This window comes from Kribbella sp. VKM Ac-2566, assembly GCF_004366005.1.
Classification (GTDB): Bacteria; Actinomycetota; Actinomycetes; order Propionibacteriales; family Kribbellaceae; genus Kribbella; species Kribbella pratensis.
Genome location: NZ_SODT01000015.1, coordinates 491,450 through 505,248, shown reverse-complemented (window position 1 = coordinate 505,248; position 13,799 = coordinate 491,450). Strand labels below are relative to the sequence as shown.

The 13,799-nt window shown below is 68.4% G+C and carries 14 protein-coding genes; 5 read left to right on the top strand and 9 right to left on the bottom strand.

Going from position 1 to position 13,799, the window contains the following annotated elements:
* Window positions 1–13 precede the first annotated feature (13 nt).
* Window positions 14–979 carry a hypothetical protein gene (locus EV647_RS39570; protein WP_134012381.1) on the bottom strand — a complete coding sequence of 322 codons (966 nt, stop codon included), beginning with the start codon at window positions 977–979 and terminating at the stop codon, window positions 14–16.
* 306 nt (window positions 980–1,285) lie between these two features.
* Between EV647_RS39570 and EV647_RS39565 the strand changes: the two genes are divergently transcribed.
* The gene (locus tag EV647_RS39565; protein WP_134012380.1) at window positions 1,286–1,990 is read left to right on the top strand and encodes a TetR/AcrR family transcriptional regulator C-terminal domain-containing protein; all 705 of its coding nucleotides are present in this window, start codon (window positions 1,286–1,288) and stop codon (window positions 1,988–1,990) included.
* 115 nt (window positions 1,991–2,105) lie between these two features.
* On the opposite strand, the gene EV647_RS39560 is transcribed toward EV647_RS39565, so the two are convergent.
* From EV647_RS39560 to EV647_RS39550, 3 genes are read right to left on the bottom strand one after another with little or no spacing between them, the layout of a single operon-like run.
* A complete protein-coding gene (locus tag EV647_RS39560) occupies window positions 2,106–3,527 on the bottom strand; it encodes a dihydrolipoamide acetyltransferase family protein (protein WP_134012378.1) in 1,422 nt (473 codons plus the stop codon).
* Window positions 3,524–4,510, bottom strand: coding sequence for an alpha-ketoacid dehydrogenase subunit beta (locus EV647_RS39555; protein WP_134012376.1), 987 nt, complete (start codon window positions 4,508–4,510; stop codon window positions 3,524–3,526). Before EV647_RS39555 ends, EV647_RS39560 begins: the two co-directional genes overlap by 4 nt.
* The gene (locus tag EV647_RS39550; protein ID WP_134012374.1) at window positions 4,510–5,598 is read right to left on the bottom strand and encodes a thiamine pyrophosphate-dependent dehydrogenase E1 component subunit alpha; all 1,089 of its coding nucleotides are present in this window, start codon (window positions 5,596–5,598) and stop codon (window positions 4,510–4,512) included. Before EV647_RS39550 ends, EV647_RS39555 begins: the two co-directional genes overlap by 1 nt.
* Before the next feature lie 119 nt (window positions 5,599–5,717).
* Here EV647_RS39550 and EV647_RS39545 point away from each other — a divergent pair, with 119 nt between their 5' ends.
* Window positions 5,718–6,206, top strand: a complete 489-nt coding sequence (locus EV647_RS39545) for an Lrp/AsnC family transcriptional regulator (protein ID WP_130387870.1) — start codon at window positions 5,718–5,720, stop codon at window positions 6,204–6,206.
* Here EV647_RS39545 and EV647_RS39540 read toward each other — a convergent pair.
* Window positions 6,203–7,162 (bottom strand): LacI family DNA-binding transcriptional regulator, encoded by a 960-nt coding sequence (locus EV647_RS39540; RefSeq protein ID WP_134012372.1) that lies wholly within the window; start codon window positions 7,160–7,162, stop codon window positions 6,203–6,205. The genes EV647_RS39545 and EV647_RS39540 overlap by 4 nt on opposite strands.
* Before the next feature lie 78 nt (window positions 7,163–7,240).
* Here EV647_RS39540 and EV647_RS39535 point away from each other — a divergent pair, with 78 nt between their 5' ends.
* Window positions 7,241–8,557 (top strand): Gfo/Idh/MocA family protein, encoded by a 1,317-nt coding sequence (locus EV647_RS39535; RefSeq protein ID WP_134012370.1) that lies wholly within the window; start codon window positions 7,241–7,243, stop codon window positions 8,555–8,557.
* A gap of 12 nt (window positions 8,558–8,569) precedes the next feature.
* Here EV647_RS39535 and EV647_RS39530 read toward each other — a convergent pair whose 3' ends face one another.
* Genes EV647_RS39530 through EV647_RS39520 form a run of 3 tightly spaced genes read right to left on the bottom strand, consistent with a single transcriptional unit; the run spans window position 8,570 to window position 10,249 of the window.
* A complete protein-coding gene (locus tag EV647_RS39530; protein WP_202876472.1) occupies window positions 8,570–9,073 on the bottom strand; it encodes an AAA family ATPase in 504 nt (167 codons plus the stop codon).
* A complete protein-coding gene (locus EV647_RS39525; RefSeq protein WP_202876471.1) occupies window positions 9,070–9,228 on the bottom strand; it encodes a hypothetical protein in 159 nt (52 codons plus the stop codon). The genes EV647_RS39530 and EV647_RS39525 overlap by 4 nt, the downstream gene beginning before the upstream one ends.
* 16 nt (window positions 9,229–9,244) lie before the next feature.
* Window positions 9,245–10,249, bottom strand: coding sequence for a magnesium and cobalt transport protein CorA (locus EV647_RS39520; protein WP_134012368.1), 1,005 nt, complete (start codon window positions 10,247–10,249; stop codon window positions 9,245–9,247).
* 137 nt (window positions 10,250–10,386) lie between these two features.
* On the opposite strand from EV647_RS39520, the gene EV647_RS39515 reads away from it, so the two are divergent.
* Both EV647_RS39515 and EV647_RS39510 read left to right on the top strand, forming a co-directional pair.
* Complete coding sequence (locus tag EV647_RS39515; protein WP_134012366.1) at window positions 10,387–11,349, top strand: 2-hydroxyacid dehydrogenase; 963 nt, start codon at window positions 10,387–10,389, stop codon at window positions 11,347–11,349.
* 53 nt (window positions 11,350–11,402) lie between these two features.
* On the top strand, window positions 11,403–12,818 hold the full coding sequence (locus EV647_RS39510; RefSeq protein ID WP_134012364.1) for a serine hydrolase: 1,416 nt from the start codon (window positions 11,403–11,405) through the stop codon (window positions 12,816–12,818).
* Here the strand turns inward: EV647_RS39510 and EV647_RS39505 are convergent, their stop codons facing one another.
* Window positions 12,819–13,703: an RNA polymerase sigma-70 factor gene (locus EV647_RS39505; protein WP_134012362.1), complete on the bottom strand. Its 885-nt coding sequence runs from the start codon at window positions 13,701–13,703 to the stop codon at window positions 12,819–12,821. It lies immediately after the preceding gene.
* Window positions 13,704–13,799 lie beyond the last annotated feature (96 nt).

Here is a 13,799-nt window from a genome sequence, read left to right as displayed (position 1 = left end):
CTTGCCGGATACCTCAGGCAGAGTGCTGCCCGCGACGCTGCCGAGCCTTCAGAACACCGGCGAACACGAGCAGACCGCCGAGGGTCAGCAACGCGATACCCCAGGCGCTCTGACTGCTGGTGGTCGCGGACGCGTTCTTCATCCCACCGGACAGACCAGCGTCGACATCGGTCGGAACCCCGACCGGAGCGCTGCTGGTCGTGCTGGTCGGGCTGACGGTCGGCGACTCCGACGGCGTCGCCGTCACAGTCACAGTCGGGCTCTCGGACGGCGTTGTGGACGGCGTCTCAGAAGGCGTCGTCGACGGAGTCTCCGAGGGGGTCTCCGAAGGCGTCGTCGACGGGGTCTCGGAAGGCGTCTCGGACGGTGTCGTCGAGGGCGTCTCCGAAGGCGTCTCGGACGGTGTCGTGGACGGCGTCTCGGAAGGCGTCGTCGACGGAGTCTCAGACGGCGTCACCGAGGGGGTCGACGTGATCACCAGTTTGGTCACGCAGAACGTGATGTGGCTGATGTCCTGGAACTTCTGGTTCTTCTCGTTGACCGGCGTGTGGAGGCCGATGCCGGCCACGGTCCCGGCCGGAGCGTAGTCGTAGAAGTTGGCGCCTTGATTGCCACCCTTGACGATGACACCGAGCACGGTGCCGCCGGTCGCGGTGAAGTCCGCAACCTCATTACCGGTCTGGTCCCCGTCGTGCGCGGGGTCGTCGACCGCCAGATTGCGCTTTTGCCACTTCACCGTTACGCCGTCAGCGGTCTTCTCGCCCGAGTTCGGCGGGTCGAACTTGATCTCGGTCGAGCCCGGCACAAGTTCGGCGCAAGTCGGGTTGCCGGGCTTCACGATGCCGTCCGCCGAGGCCGAGGGGGCCAGGGCGAGGGTGACGCCACCCAGGGCGAGCGCTACTGCGCCGGCGCCGCCGAGCAATGCGACCACGCGTGAGTTCTTGAGGCGCCCGTTGGCGCCTACCGATGTGTCTTTCACAGTCTCCCCTAGGTTGATGCCGGTCTCTCGCGACCAGCAGCGCGCCGGTAACCCCGGGCGTTGTCCCCAGGGCTGAATCAGGCGGTCCGTCGTCGTTCTCGATCCGGTCGAACCGGTCCCCCGACAGAAGTCGACCTTCGCGATTGTGGTGATTCGGATCACCGCACGCAAGTCTCATCGCCACGACTCGCCGTGTTCCTTACGTTTCGCGACGCACCGTGGCCGCTGTGGACGAGGAGTAGTTGCCGATCGCTACTAAAACACCGTTTTAGGATCTGATACGGCGTATTCGCTATGCTCCGCCGGATGGCGCGCGAAGCGGATCGGAAGACCGCCCTGGGATCGGTGTGGCTGCGCGAGGAACCACCTCCGACGCGGGCGCGGCTGAGCCGGGAGGACATCGTCCTGACGGCGATCAAGGTGCTGGACCGCGAAGGTCTGGACACGTTCTCGATGCGGGTGATGGCGACCGAGTTGGGGACCGCCGCGACGTCCGCGCTGTACTGGCGGATCGCGACCAAGAACGACCTGCTCGAGCTCGTCGTCGACACGGTGCTCGGGGAAGCACTGATCCCGGCGGAGGGCGACTGGCGCGAGCAGGTGACTGCTGTCGTGCAGGCGGCGTACCGGGCGCTGTGGGAACACCCGTGGGCCGCGCAGTTGCTCCCGACGCATGCCGGTCTCGGGCCGAACTACCAGGCCCTGACCGAACGTGTGCAGTCCATCCTCAACGAGGCCGGTTTCAGGGGCACTCACCTGGATTCGGCGGTGTCGGCGATCTTCCACTACTTGATCGGGTCGGCGGTGACCGATTCGGCCTGGCTGGCTGTGGTACGGCGAAGTGGGCTGGACGAACCGCGCTGGGCCGCCAGGTCGGCGGACCAGATGGGGGTCGATGCCGAACACCTCGCCGCCTACCTCAACCGCGAGAGCACCGCCGGCCCGGAGGCACGCTTCGCCTCCGGGCTGCGGGTAATCCTGGTCGGCCTCCGGCCTCGCCAGATCTCCTAGATGTCGGCGGCGCCGCGCCAGGTCTCGGGTAGGTCGGCGGCGCCGCGCCAGGTCTCGGGTAGGTCGGCGGCGCCGCGCCAGGTCTCGGGTAGGTCGGCGGCGCCGCCGTGACTTCTCAGAGGTCGGCGAAGGCGGACGCGGGGTTTTCGAAGGAGTCGGCGACGAAGCGGAGGAAGGCTGCTGCCGTACCTCCGTCGCAGACGCGGTGGTCGAACACCAGCGACAGCTGGGTGAGCTTGCGGATGGCAAGCTCACCGTCGACCACCCACGGACGGTCGATGATCCGGCCGACGCCGAGGATCGCGACCTGCGGGTGGTTGATGATCGCCGCGCTGCCGTCCACCCCGAAGCTGCCGTAGTTGTTCAACGTGAACGTCCCGCAGGTCAGCTCCTGCTGAGTCAGCCGGCCGTCGCGCGCCGACGCCGTCAGACGGCGGATCTCGGCGTCCAGACCGCGCGTCGTCAGAGCATGAGCGCCCGCGACGGCCGGGACCATGAGCCCACGATCCGTCTGCGCCGCGAGGCCGAGGTTCACGCCGTCGTACTGGACGAGTTCCTCGCGCTCGGTGTCGACGTACCCGTTGAGCTCCGGATACTTCAGCAGTCCGGCGACCACGAAGCGCGCCATCAGCGCGAGCAGCCCCGGCCCGGGGTCCGTTGCCGATCGCAATGATTCGCGCAGCTCGACCAGGGCGGTCGCGTCCACGTCGACCCAGGTGGTCGCCTCGGGGATCTCGGCCCGGCTCCGGCTCAACGTCGCGATCACGGCCTTGCGGAACCCACTCATCGGCGTACGCCGCAACTCAGGCAGACCGGTCCGCGCATCACCCGACTGCACTACAGACGGCTGGGGTAGGCCGGCCTGCGCCACGGCGGGATGGGATGAGGGCGCCTGCGCTACGAAGGATCCCGGCGCAACCGGCTGCGCCGCGGCGGGCGTTGACGCGACGGGCGTTGTCCCAGCGGGCATTGTCCGAGCGGGCGTTGTTGCGGCGGGCGCGCTCTCCGTTTGCAGGCGGTGCGCTATCGCGAGCTCCACGTCGCGGCGGACGATCAACCCATCGGGGCCTGAGCCCGTCAGGGTACGCAGATCCACCTCGGCGTCGCGCGCCAACCGACGTACCAACGGGGAAATCACCAGGGGAACCCTTGTTTCCGGAACTTTTTCTGCAGTAGGAGCAACATTTGTTCCGGAAACCCGAGGCCGACGCCGTCGCCCGGCCCCGGAAGACTCGGACGTCCCGTACCCGACCAGCACATTGCCCGACCCGGCCCGCTCCTCAGCGCGGTACGCCGCCCCGTCCGGATCCCCCACCGTGATCAGCGGCTTCCCGACCGGGACCGTCGTACCGGGCTCGCCGTGAAGCTCCTCGATCACCCCTGCGTACGGACACGGCAGTTCGACGATCGACTTCGCGGTCTCGACCTCAGCAATCGGAGTGTCGACCGCGACCACATCGCCGACCTTCACCAGCCACCGGACGATCTCCGCCTCGGTCAGCCCTTCACCGAGGTCGGGGAGATGGAACGTGTTCACGAGTCCTCCCACTGCAGGTCGTCGACCGCGTCGAGGATCCGGTCGACGCTCGGCAGCTGGTACCTCTCCAGTTTCGGCGGCGGGAACGGGATGTCGAACGCGGTCACCCGCCGCACCGGAGCGGCCAGCGAATGGAAGCACTTCTCGGTGACCCGGGCAACGATCTCCGACGACACGCTCGCGAACCCGCTCGCCTCGGCCACCACGACAGCCCGTCCGGTACGCCGTACCGCCGCGCACACCGTCTCGTCGTCGAACGGCACCACCGACCGCAGATCCACCACCGTCAGCTGCCGCCCCTCGGCCGCGGCGACCTCGGCCGCCTCCAACGCGACCGGAACAGCCGGCCCGTAAGCGATCAACGTCGCGTCCGCACCGTCCCGGCGTACGACGGCCGTACCGATCCCCGGCTGCGACTCGGTGAGGTCGACCTCTTCCTTCGCCCAGTAGAGCTTCTTCGGCTCCATGAACACGACCGGATCCGGAAATTCGATTGCCTTACGCAACAATCCGTAGGCGTCCGCGACCGTTGCCGGGGTCACCACGGTCAGCCCGGGTGTGTGCGCGAAGTAGCTCTCCGAGGAGTCGCTGTGGTGCTCGACCCCGCCGATGCCGCCGCCGTACGGGATCCGGATCACCATCGGCAGCTGCACACGCCCGCGGGTCCGGTTGCGCATCTTGGCGACGTGCGAGACGACCTGCTCGAACGCCGGGTACCCGAACGCGTCGAACTGCATCTCGACCACCGGGCGCATCCCGTTCATCGCCATCCCGACCGCCATGCCGACGATGCCCGCCTCGGCCAGCGGGGTGTCGAAGCACCGCTTCTCGCCGAACTCCGCGGTCAGCCCGTCGGTGATCCGGAAGACCCCGCCGAGCGCGCCGACGTCCTCACCGAACATCACCACCGACTCGTCGGCCGTCATCGCGTCCCGCAGCGCCTGGTTGAGCGCTTGCGCCATCGAGATCTTCGTGTGCGTCATCAGGCCTCCTCGCGGGCGAGCTCGTCGCGGAGGAACGCGGCCTGCTCCCGCAGCTGCTGCGTCTGCCCGGCGTACAAGTAGGCGAACAGATCGGCCGGATCCACTTCCGGCTCCGGCATCAACCCGTCACGCAACTGCGCGGCGACCTCCACCGCGCCGGCCTCAGCGGCCGCCCGAACGTCGTCGTCCAGCCAGCCCTGCTGCTCGAGGTACGTCGTCAGGCGCGCGATCGGATCGCGGTCCAGCCACGGAGCGACCTCGTCGTCCTGGCGGTACCGGGACGCGTCGTCCGCATTGGTGTGCGCCTGCACGCGATAGGTGTGCGCCTCGATCAGCTGCGGACCTTCACCTGCCCGTGCTTTCTCTACAGCCTGTCCAAGAACCGCGAGCAGGCCGGCCAGGTCGTTGCCGTCGGCACGTTCGCCCGGGACGCCGTACCCGATGCCCTTGTGTGCAAGGGACGGCGCGGCGCTCTGCCTCGCGAGCGGCACGGAGATCGCGTACTCGTTGTTCTGGATGAAGAACACCACCGGCGCCTGGAAGACCGCGGCGAAGTTGAGGGCCTCATGGAAGTCGCCCTCACTGGTGCCGCCGTCGCCGACGAGCGCCATCACGACCGTGTCCTCGCCCTTGAGCCGGGCCGCGTGCGCGACACCGACCGCGTGCGGGAGCTGGGTCGCGAGCGGGGTCGCCTGCGGCGCGACCTTGTGCTCGTAAGGGTCGTAGCCCGAGTGCCAGTCACCGCGGAGCAGCGTCAGCGTCTCGATCGGGTCGACGCCACGGCTCATGATCGACACCGAGTCGCGGTACGTCGGGAACAGCCAGTCGCCGTCGCGCAGCACCATCGTCGCCGCGAGCTGACAGGCCTCCTGACCGAAGGACGACGGGTAGACGGCGAGTCGGCCCTGGCGGACCAGAGCGCTCGCCTGATCGTTGAACCGGCGGCCCCGGATCAACTGTGTGTAGCCGTCGAGCAGGGCATCCTTGGTGGGCAGCCGGTACGACGGGTGGTCGTGCGGTACGCCGTTCTGATCGATCAGACAGACGGGTTCCGCGGACGGGAGCAAACGCTCCTCGACGGTGGTCATGGGGCCCTCCAGCAGGAGACGGACGGTAGCCACATCGTCGTCCCTACTGGCCAAGTGGATCTATAGCTGGAATTATTGAGAGACGTTTGGCCCGGACCCGAGCCGAGGAGGTCGCACGAATGTCCGACGAGGTGATGGTCCACCGGGCCGGTCCTGGACAGATTGTCGTCGCTCCGGCGCTCGACGAGATCGATCGGCAGATCATCGAGGCGCTCGGACGGGACGGACGGCTGTCGATCCGGGCCCTCGCCGACGAGGTGCACATCTCCCGCGCGAACGCGTACGCCCGCGTCGAACGGCTCACCAACACCGGCGTGATCACCGGTTTCACGGTCACCGTCGACCCGCTCAGACTCGGCCTGGCAACGTCGGCGTACGTCACCCTCAGTCTCCGGCAGAGCTCCTGGCGGACCCTCCGCAAGCAACTGCAGGCGATCCCGGAGATCAAGCACATGGCCCTCGTCGGCGGCGACTTCGACGCGATCCTGCTGGTCCGTGCCGCCGACAACGAGGGTCTCCGTCGCCTGGTCCTGGAGAAGCTCCAGGCGATCCCCGAGGTCCTGGCGACCCGTACGGCGCTGATCTTCGAGGACGTCGGGACGCTTTAGCAGCCGCAGGACCTGCGCAGGATCAGCTCGGTCGGGACGGTCAAGGCCTCCATCGCGTCCTCACCGTCGATCAGCCGGCGGACCGCCTCGCGCGCCACCAACTCGACAGGCTGGCGTACGACGGTCAACGGCGGCCAGGTGTACTCCGTCTCGGGAGTGCCGTCGAAGGCAGCTACCGCGACGTCCTCCGGCACGCGCACACCAGCCTCGTGGAGTGCCCGCAGTACGCCAATCGCTTGCAGGTCGGAGCTTGCGAAGATCGCGGTGGGCTCGGCCGACAACAGTGTCTGCGCAGCGCGGTAACCACCCTCGCGGGAGAACGTCGCGCGCGCGATCGGCCCCTCGGTGAGACCCGCGGCGGTCAGCGCGTCACGCCAGCCGAGCTCGCGTTCGGGGTGACCGGCGCCTCCGATGACCAGCCCGATCACGCGATGACCGTGCGAGACGAGGTGCTCGACACCCGCGCGTGCACCCTCGCGGTACGCCGGCCGCACCGAGCTGACCGTCGGCAGTACGCGGTTGATCGCGATCACCGGGACCTCGACGTCGTCCAGCGACGGATCTGCGGTAGGCGCCACCAGGACGAGCCCGCTGACCTGGCGCGTGAGCAGCTCGGCGATCTTCGCCCGCTCGGTGACGGGGTCCCCGTCGGCGCTCGTCTGCAGTACGACGTACCCGCGGGCCGCCGCCTCCCGGTCGATCGCCTTCGCGAGCTCCGCGAACAGCGGGTTGCCCCCATCCGGCGTGATCAGCCCGAACGTCCGCGTCGTACCCATCCGCAACGCCCGCGCGGTCGCGTTCGGGCGGTACCCGAGCGCGCGGATCGCGTCGAGCACCCGCTCACGGGTCTCCGGCGCGACCTTCCGCGGGCCCTCGTTCACGACGTAGCTGACGACGGCCGTGCTGACTCCGGCGTACTCCGCCACGTCGTTGCGGGTCACCGGATCTTTGGGCATGCAGTGATGGTACGACGGTTGACCGGTCTGGAAAGCGGTTGCTAGCGTCGGTGTCTACACGAGTAGAAGGAGTTCACCGTGGCCAGACGCTATGCAGTCGCCGGGACCGGTTCGCGAGCGCAGTCGTACATCCGCGCGATCCTCCAGGAGCACCCCGAGGAGGCGGAGCTGGTCGCCCTGCTCGACCCGAACCCGGGCCGGCTGGCGTTCCACCAGCGCTTCGTCGCGGGGCTCGGCGGCACCGAGCTTCCGCAGTACGGCGCCGACGACCTGGAGCAGATGGTCAAGGAGCAGTCCGTCGACCGCGTGGTGGTGACCAGCCCCGACTACACGCACGCGTCGGTCGTGTCGCGGCTGCTGCGGGCCGGTGCGGACGTGATCGTCGAGAAGCCGCTGACCATCGACGCGGACGGCACCCGGCAGATCGTCGACGCGATGAACGAATCGGGCAAGTCCGTGGTCGTCACGTTCAACTACCGCTACTCACCGCGGAACAGTGCGCTGCGGCAGCTGATCCAGGACGGCGAGATCGGGCAGGTCACCAGCGTCGAATTCCAGTGGGTGCTCGACACCCGGCACGGTGCTGACTACTTCCGCCGCTGGCACCGCGAGAAGAAGAACTCCGGCGGTCTGCTCGTCCACAAGGCGTCCCACCACTTCGACCTGGTGAACTGGTGGATCGCCTCGACACCGACCCGCGTGTTCGCGTCCGGCGCGCTGGCGTTCTACGGCTCCGAGAACGCGGCGGCCCGCGGCCTCGGCGAGCGTCCGGCGCGCGGCACGATCGACGGTGCCGCCGACGACCCGTGGCTGCTCGATCTGCGCACCGACGACACGAACCGGCAGCTGTACTACGAGGCCGAGAAGTACGACGGGTACCTGCGCGACCAGGACGTGTTCGCTCCCGGGATCACGATCGAGGACAACATGTCCGTGATCGCGGAGTACGCGAACGGCGCGCGGCTGAGCTACTCGCTGAACGCGCACTCGCCGTGGGAGGGGTACCGGGTCTCAATCAACGGCACGCTCGGCCGCGCCGAGCTCGAGGTGGTCGAACGGGCCGCGGTCGTCGACGACCAGATCGACCCGAGCTATCCGTCCGACCGCGTGATCGCCGGCGACGTCCGCACCAACGGCGAGCGGCTCGTGCTGCAGAAGCACTGGGCGCCGGCCGTCGAGGTCGAGATCCCCCGCGGCGAAGGCGGCCACGGCGGCGGCGACAAGCTGATCTACAACGACCTCTTTGTTGGCCCCGGCAACGATCCGCTGGGTCGCGCCGCCGACGTCAACGACGGCGTCCGCGCCGTCGCGGTCGGCATCGCGGCCAACCAGTCACTCGCCACCGGCCAGCCGGTCGTCGTCGCCGACCTCAACCTCGGCGGCTGGTCGTCCTAGGTCCTGTCTGGATCACCAGACAGGACCTAACCCTGTTTCGGTGAGGATCTGCTGGACGGTCGCATCGAGCGAACTCGACTCGTCGATGATCGTCTCGCGCGGCCGCTCCAGCAGATCCCTCGGCCGGTACCAGTCGGCCATGTCGTCGGCGGTGAAGGCGCTCGCCTTGTCGCGGGTCGCGTGCCGGCGCACGGTCTCCTCGAACGGGATGTCGAGGTAGTAGAAGTGCCCGCCGTGGTCCCGGGCGAGCTCCGCAAGCATCCCGCCGTACCGGACCGTCGGGAGGATTCCCTCCACCACAGCGTGGAATCCACGAGCGAGTGCGTATCGGGCCATCTGACCGATGAGCTCGATGTTCGCACCGTCGGGCTCGGCCAGTTCCTGGAAGACGGTACGGCGTACGTAGTCCTGCTCGATGTAGGCGATGCCGTGACCGTACTGTCCGCGAATCCCCTCCACGACCGAGCTCTTGCCCGATCCGGAGTTGCCCCGGACAACGATCAGCTGCGGCGTCACGACCGCAGGTGCGGTGCACCGCTTCCGCGGTGCGTCGTGTGGGCGAGGAGCTCGCCCACGCCGGCGAAATCACCGTCGTCCACCAACTCGGCGTACCGAACGATCAGGTTCTCGATCTCCCGGCCGTCGGCGGGATCAATGGGTACTCGCGCCACGGATCGCGACTGTATCTCAGGCGGCTTCTCGGCGGGCTGCTCGTTGGCGGCGGAACCAGATCGCCAGGGCGATGCACGGGACCAGGAGTCCGCCGACGCCGAGGACGATGAAGTCCCATTCGGCGCCGATGTGGTCCACGAGCCAGCCGAAGTTCTGGCCGAAGAAGCCGGTGACGAAGGTCAGTGGGAGGAACACCGTGGCGAGGATGGTGAGCTGCTCGATCGTCGCGTTCTGCCGGACGCTGACCTTGGTCTGCTCGACACCGATCACCGCCATGTTCGCCTCCAGGACCGTCGCGAGCAGGTCCCGCTGGGCGGCGACCTCTTCGTTCACCAGGACGAGATGGTCGTGCACGTCGCGGAAGTACGGCAGCAGTGCGGTGTCGCGGGCGCCGCGTTCCAGGGTGGCTAGCACTGCTAGCAGCGGGTGTACGGCGCGGTAGAAATCGGTCACCTCGCGGCGCAGGAAATAGATCCGCTCGGTCGGGGCGACCGAACCGGCGAACACCGTCCGCTCGACCTCCTCGATGTCTCGCTCCAGTTCCGCGACGACCGGACCGTAGCCGTCGACGACCTGGTCGAGGATCGCCCAGAGCACCGAACTCGTGCCGGCCTCCAGCAGCTCGGGCCGCTGCTCGAGCCGGATCCGCGCACCGTGCAGGTCACTGGCCACACCCTGACGGACGGTGATCACGAACGCCGGCCCGACGAAGATGCTGACCTCGCCGAAGTCCACTTCCTCGCGCTCTTCGTCGTACCGGGCGGTGCGGAGGATGACGAGGCGGATGTCGCCCTCGTACGGCTCGACCTTTGGGCGGAGGTGAAACGTTTGCGCATCCTCAACGGCCAGCTCGTGCAGGCCGAAACTCTCCCGGACCTCGGTGAGTTCCTCGGCGGTGGGCTCGTACATGCCCAGCCAGACGAACCCGCCGGCCCGGCAACTGGCGGCGGCGTCCGCGACCGACATCGCCTCGACGTGCTGGCGGCGTCCGTCCCGGTAGTAAGCGCAGTCGATGATCATGATGACCTCCTCCCCTGATCGTCGTCCTTTCCCGCACCGAGGCGACAGTGGGCCGGGTGAACTCCGGTTCCTGTCCAGGCCGTGAGAAATCCGGGGCGGTTCCTGTCCGGCCGCCGACGGTCGACAAGGATGAAGGCATGGGACTACCAGTCGTACTGATGCCAGGACCGATGCACGAGGCCGTCGCCCCCGGGCTGGACGGTCACTGCGAGCTGATCCGGCTCTGGGAGGAGACCGACCCGGACGCCGTACTCGCGGCCCGCCGGGACGAGATCGTCGCCGTCGCCACGGGCGGTACGGCGATCGACGGCCCGTACCTCGACCGCCTGCCCGCGGTCCGCCTGGTCGCGAGCTTCGGCGTCGGCTACGACCGCATCGACGCGACCGCCGCCGCCGAGCGCGGCGTCATCGTCACCAACACTCCCGGCGTCCTGGACGACGAGGTTGCCGACACCGCGCTCGGTCTGCTGCTGATGACGGTCCGCGAACTGGGGCAGGCCGAGCGCTACCTTCGCGACGGCAAGTGGGCCGACGGCACCCCGTATCCGTTGACCCGCGCAACCATGCACGGCCGCCGGATGGGCATCCTCGGCCTCGGCCGCATCGGCCAGGCGATCGCCGACCGCGTCCAGCCCTTCGGCATCACCGTTGCCTACCACAACCGCCGCCCGAAGGACGTCGAGTACCAGTACTACCCGTCGCTCGTCGAGATGGCCGCCGACGTCGACGTACTGATGATCGTCATCCCCGGCGGCGACACCACCCGCCACCTCGTCAACGCCGAAGTACTCAAGGCTCTGGGCCCCGACGGCATCGTCATCAACGTGGCCCGCGGCACCGTCGTCGACGAACAGGCTCTCGTCGACGCCCTCCGCACCAACACCATCCACGCCGCCGGCCTCGACGTCTTCGAACACGAACCCAAGGTCCACCCCGACCTCCTCACCCTCCCCAACGCCGTCCTCCTCCCCCACGTAGGCTCCGCCACCATCCCCACCCGAACCGCCATGGCCAACCTGGTGGTCCAAAACCTCACCACCTACCTGACCAAAGGCACCCCCGTAACCCCCGTCCCCGAATCCACCCACCTGCTCGACTAACTGAGCCGGAAAAGCACGGGCGTAGCGTCCCTTGGCGTTGTTAGGGTTTCGGGATGGCTGGTCTGTTGCCGCGGTCGGCGCCTGGTGCGGCGGGGGTTTCGGCGCGTTCGATCGTTGAGTTGCTGGATCGGCTCGAAGCGGAGTCGGTCGAGTGTCACTCGATCATGGTCGTACGGCGCGGTCACGTCGTCGCGGAGGGCTGGTGGGCGCCGTACTCGGCGGAACGCCCGCACCTGCTCTACTCGCTGACCAAGTCGTTCACCTCGATCGCTGTCGGGCTCGCGATCGCCGATGGGCTGCTCGCGCTGGACGATCGGTTGGTCGACGTGTTGCCCGACCACGTTCCGGATGACGTCTCCGAGCAGGGCCGCCGGATCACCGTTCACCACTTGCTGTCCATGACGGCCGGCCACGCCGAGGACAGCCTCGAACAGGCCTGGCAACTGGAGCCGGGCGATCTGGTGAAGGGCTTCCTTCGTACGCCGTTCTCCGCGCCGGAGGGATCCCAGCACACCTACGACAACTCGACCACGTTCATCCTGGCTCGGATGGTGGAGCGGGTGACCGGCCGCGGCCTCCCGGAACTGCTCGACGAACGCATCTTCCAGCCGATGGGCATCGATCACGCCGAATGGGACCGGGTGGCGAGCGGTGCCGCGTTCGGATTCCACGGCCTCCACCTCACGACCGAGGCCGTCGCCGCCTTCGGCGAACTGCTGTTACGCGGCGGCCTGTGGCACGACCGCCAGCTCGTCCCGCGCGAGTGGGTGGAGCTGGCGACGAGCCGGCACGTCGACACTCTCCCCCTCCCGAACTGGAGGCGGAACCCGGAATTCCTGTACGGATACGGCTACCAGTTCTGGATGTCGCAGCACGGCTACCACGGCAACGGCGCCTTCGGTCAGTACTGCGTGGTTGCCCCGGAACACGATCTAGTGGTCGTGGTGACCGGCTCCAACGAGCAGGAACACGCGCTGCCCGGCCTGTTGTGGGAATGTCTGTTGCCCGGCCTGGACGACCCAGGAAGCGCCGAGGACGAGGAACTGCTCGCCGATCGACTGCGGCAGTTGTCGTTCGCGCCGGTGCCGGGTTCGGCCGCGCCGGAGCGTTCCGTCAAGGCGAGGCTCGACGGCTCCGCAGCGGATTCGCCGCTGCCCGACGGCACCACCGTGACCGTCGATCCCGTGACCGGTGGATGGCGTCTGCGGCTCGGGTCGCTGCTCGACTTCGAGGTCGGCCACGGCGGATGGCGGGAGAGCTCGCCGCTCGGCCGTCCGGTTGTAGCGACCGGCGCCTGGCAGGACGACACGTTCGTCGCCGAGCTGTTCGTCATCACCACCCCGCACCGGGTCCGCCTGGTGGTAGAAGCGGGGACCGCGGTGGCGACCTGGAACACCCTGCCCCTGACCGGGCCCAGCCTGGTGCTGCATGTGCAGTCGCCGCTGATGACCCGGCCCGACGTCTCCTAGTCAGCGGGTCAGGAAGGTCTCTTCTTTGAGGTGGGCCAGCTTGGCCGGGTTCCGTACGGCGTAGAAGCCGGCGATCTTGCCGTCCTCCACGTGAAGGACGGTGACCGTGTCCACCTCGTCGGTGAAGCGGAGGATCAACGCGGGTTGCCCGTTGATCTGGGTGATTTCGAGGGACCCCTCGGCCAGATGTTCCAAGCCCACCGCGAGGATGCGGGCGACCTTATCGGCGCCGACGACCGGGCGTGGGAGAGCCTGGACCACGCCGCCGCCGTCGCCCAGGAAGACCACATCGGGGGCGAGGATGTCGACCAAGCCCTGGAGGTCGCCGGTGTTCACAGCGCGTTGGAACGCTTCGAGGGCGTCGCGGGTCTCGGTGGCGGAGACGACGCCGCGCGGGCGGCGGGCGGCCACGTGGGAGCGGGCCCGGTGGGCTACCTGGCGGACGGCTTCGGGAGTCTTGTCGACGGCCTTGGCGATCTCGTCGTAGTCGAGGCCGAACACCTCGCGGAGGACGAACACGGCGCGTTCGGTCGGCTTGAGGGTTTCGAGGACCAGCAGCATCGCCATCGAGACGCTGTCGGCGAGTTCGACGTCCTCGGCGACGTCCGGCGCGGTGAGCAGCGGTTCGGGAAGCCACGGGCCGACGTACGACTCCTTGCGGCGGCCGAGGGTGCGGAGGCGTTGCAGGGCCTGGCGGCTGGCGATCCGGACCAGGTACGCGCGGTTGTCCTGCACCGTGTCGAGATCCACCTTGACCCAGCGCAGCCAGGTCTCCTGCAGCACGTCCTCGGCGTCCGCGGCCGAGCCGAGGAGCTCGTAGGCGACGGTGAACAGGAGGTTGCGATGGGCAACGAAGGCCTCGGTGGCCCGGTCCGTACCGGTCATGGTCTGGTCTCCTCGTACGCGCGTGTGTCACCCACCAGATGCCGCTCGGCCGGATTCTGTGACAGCTCCGGCGGTATGGCGCTCGTCACGTCGTCG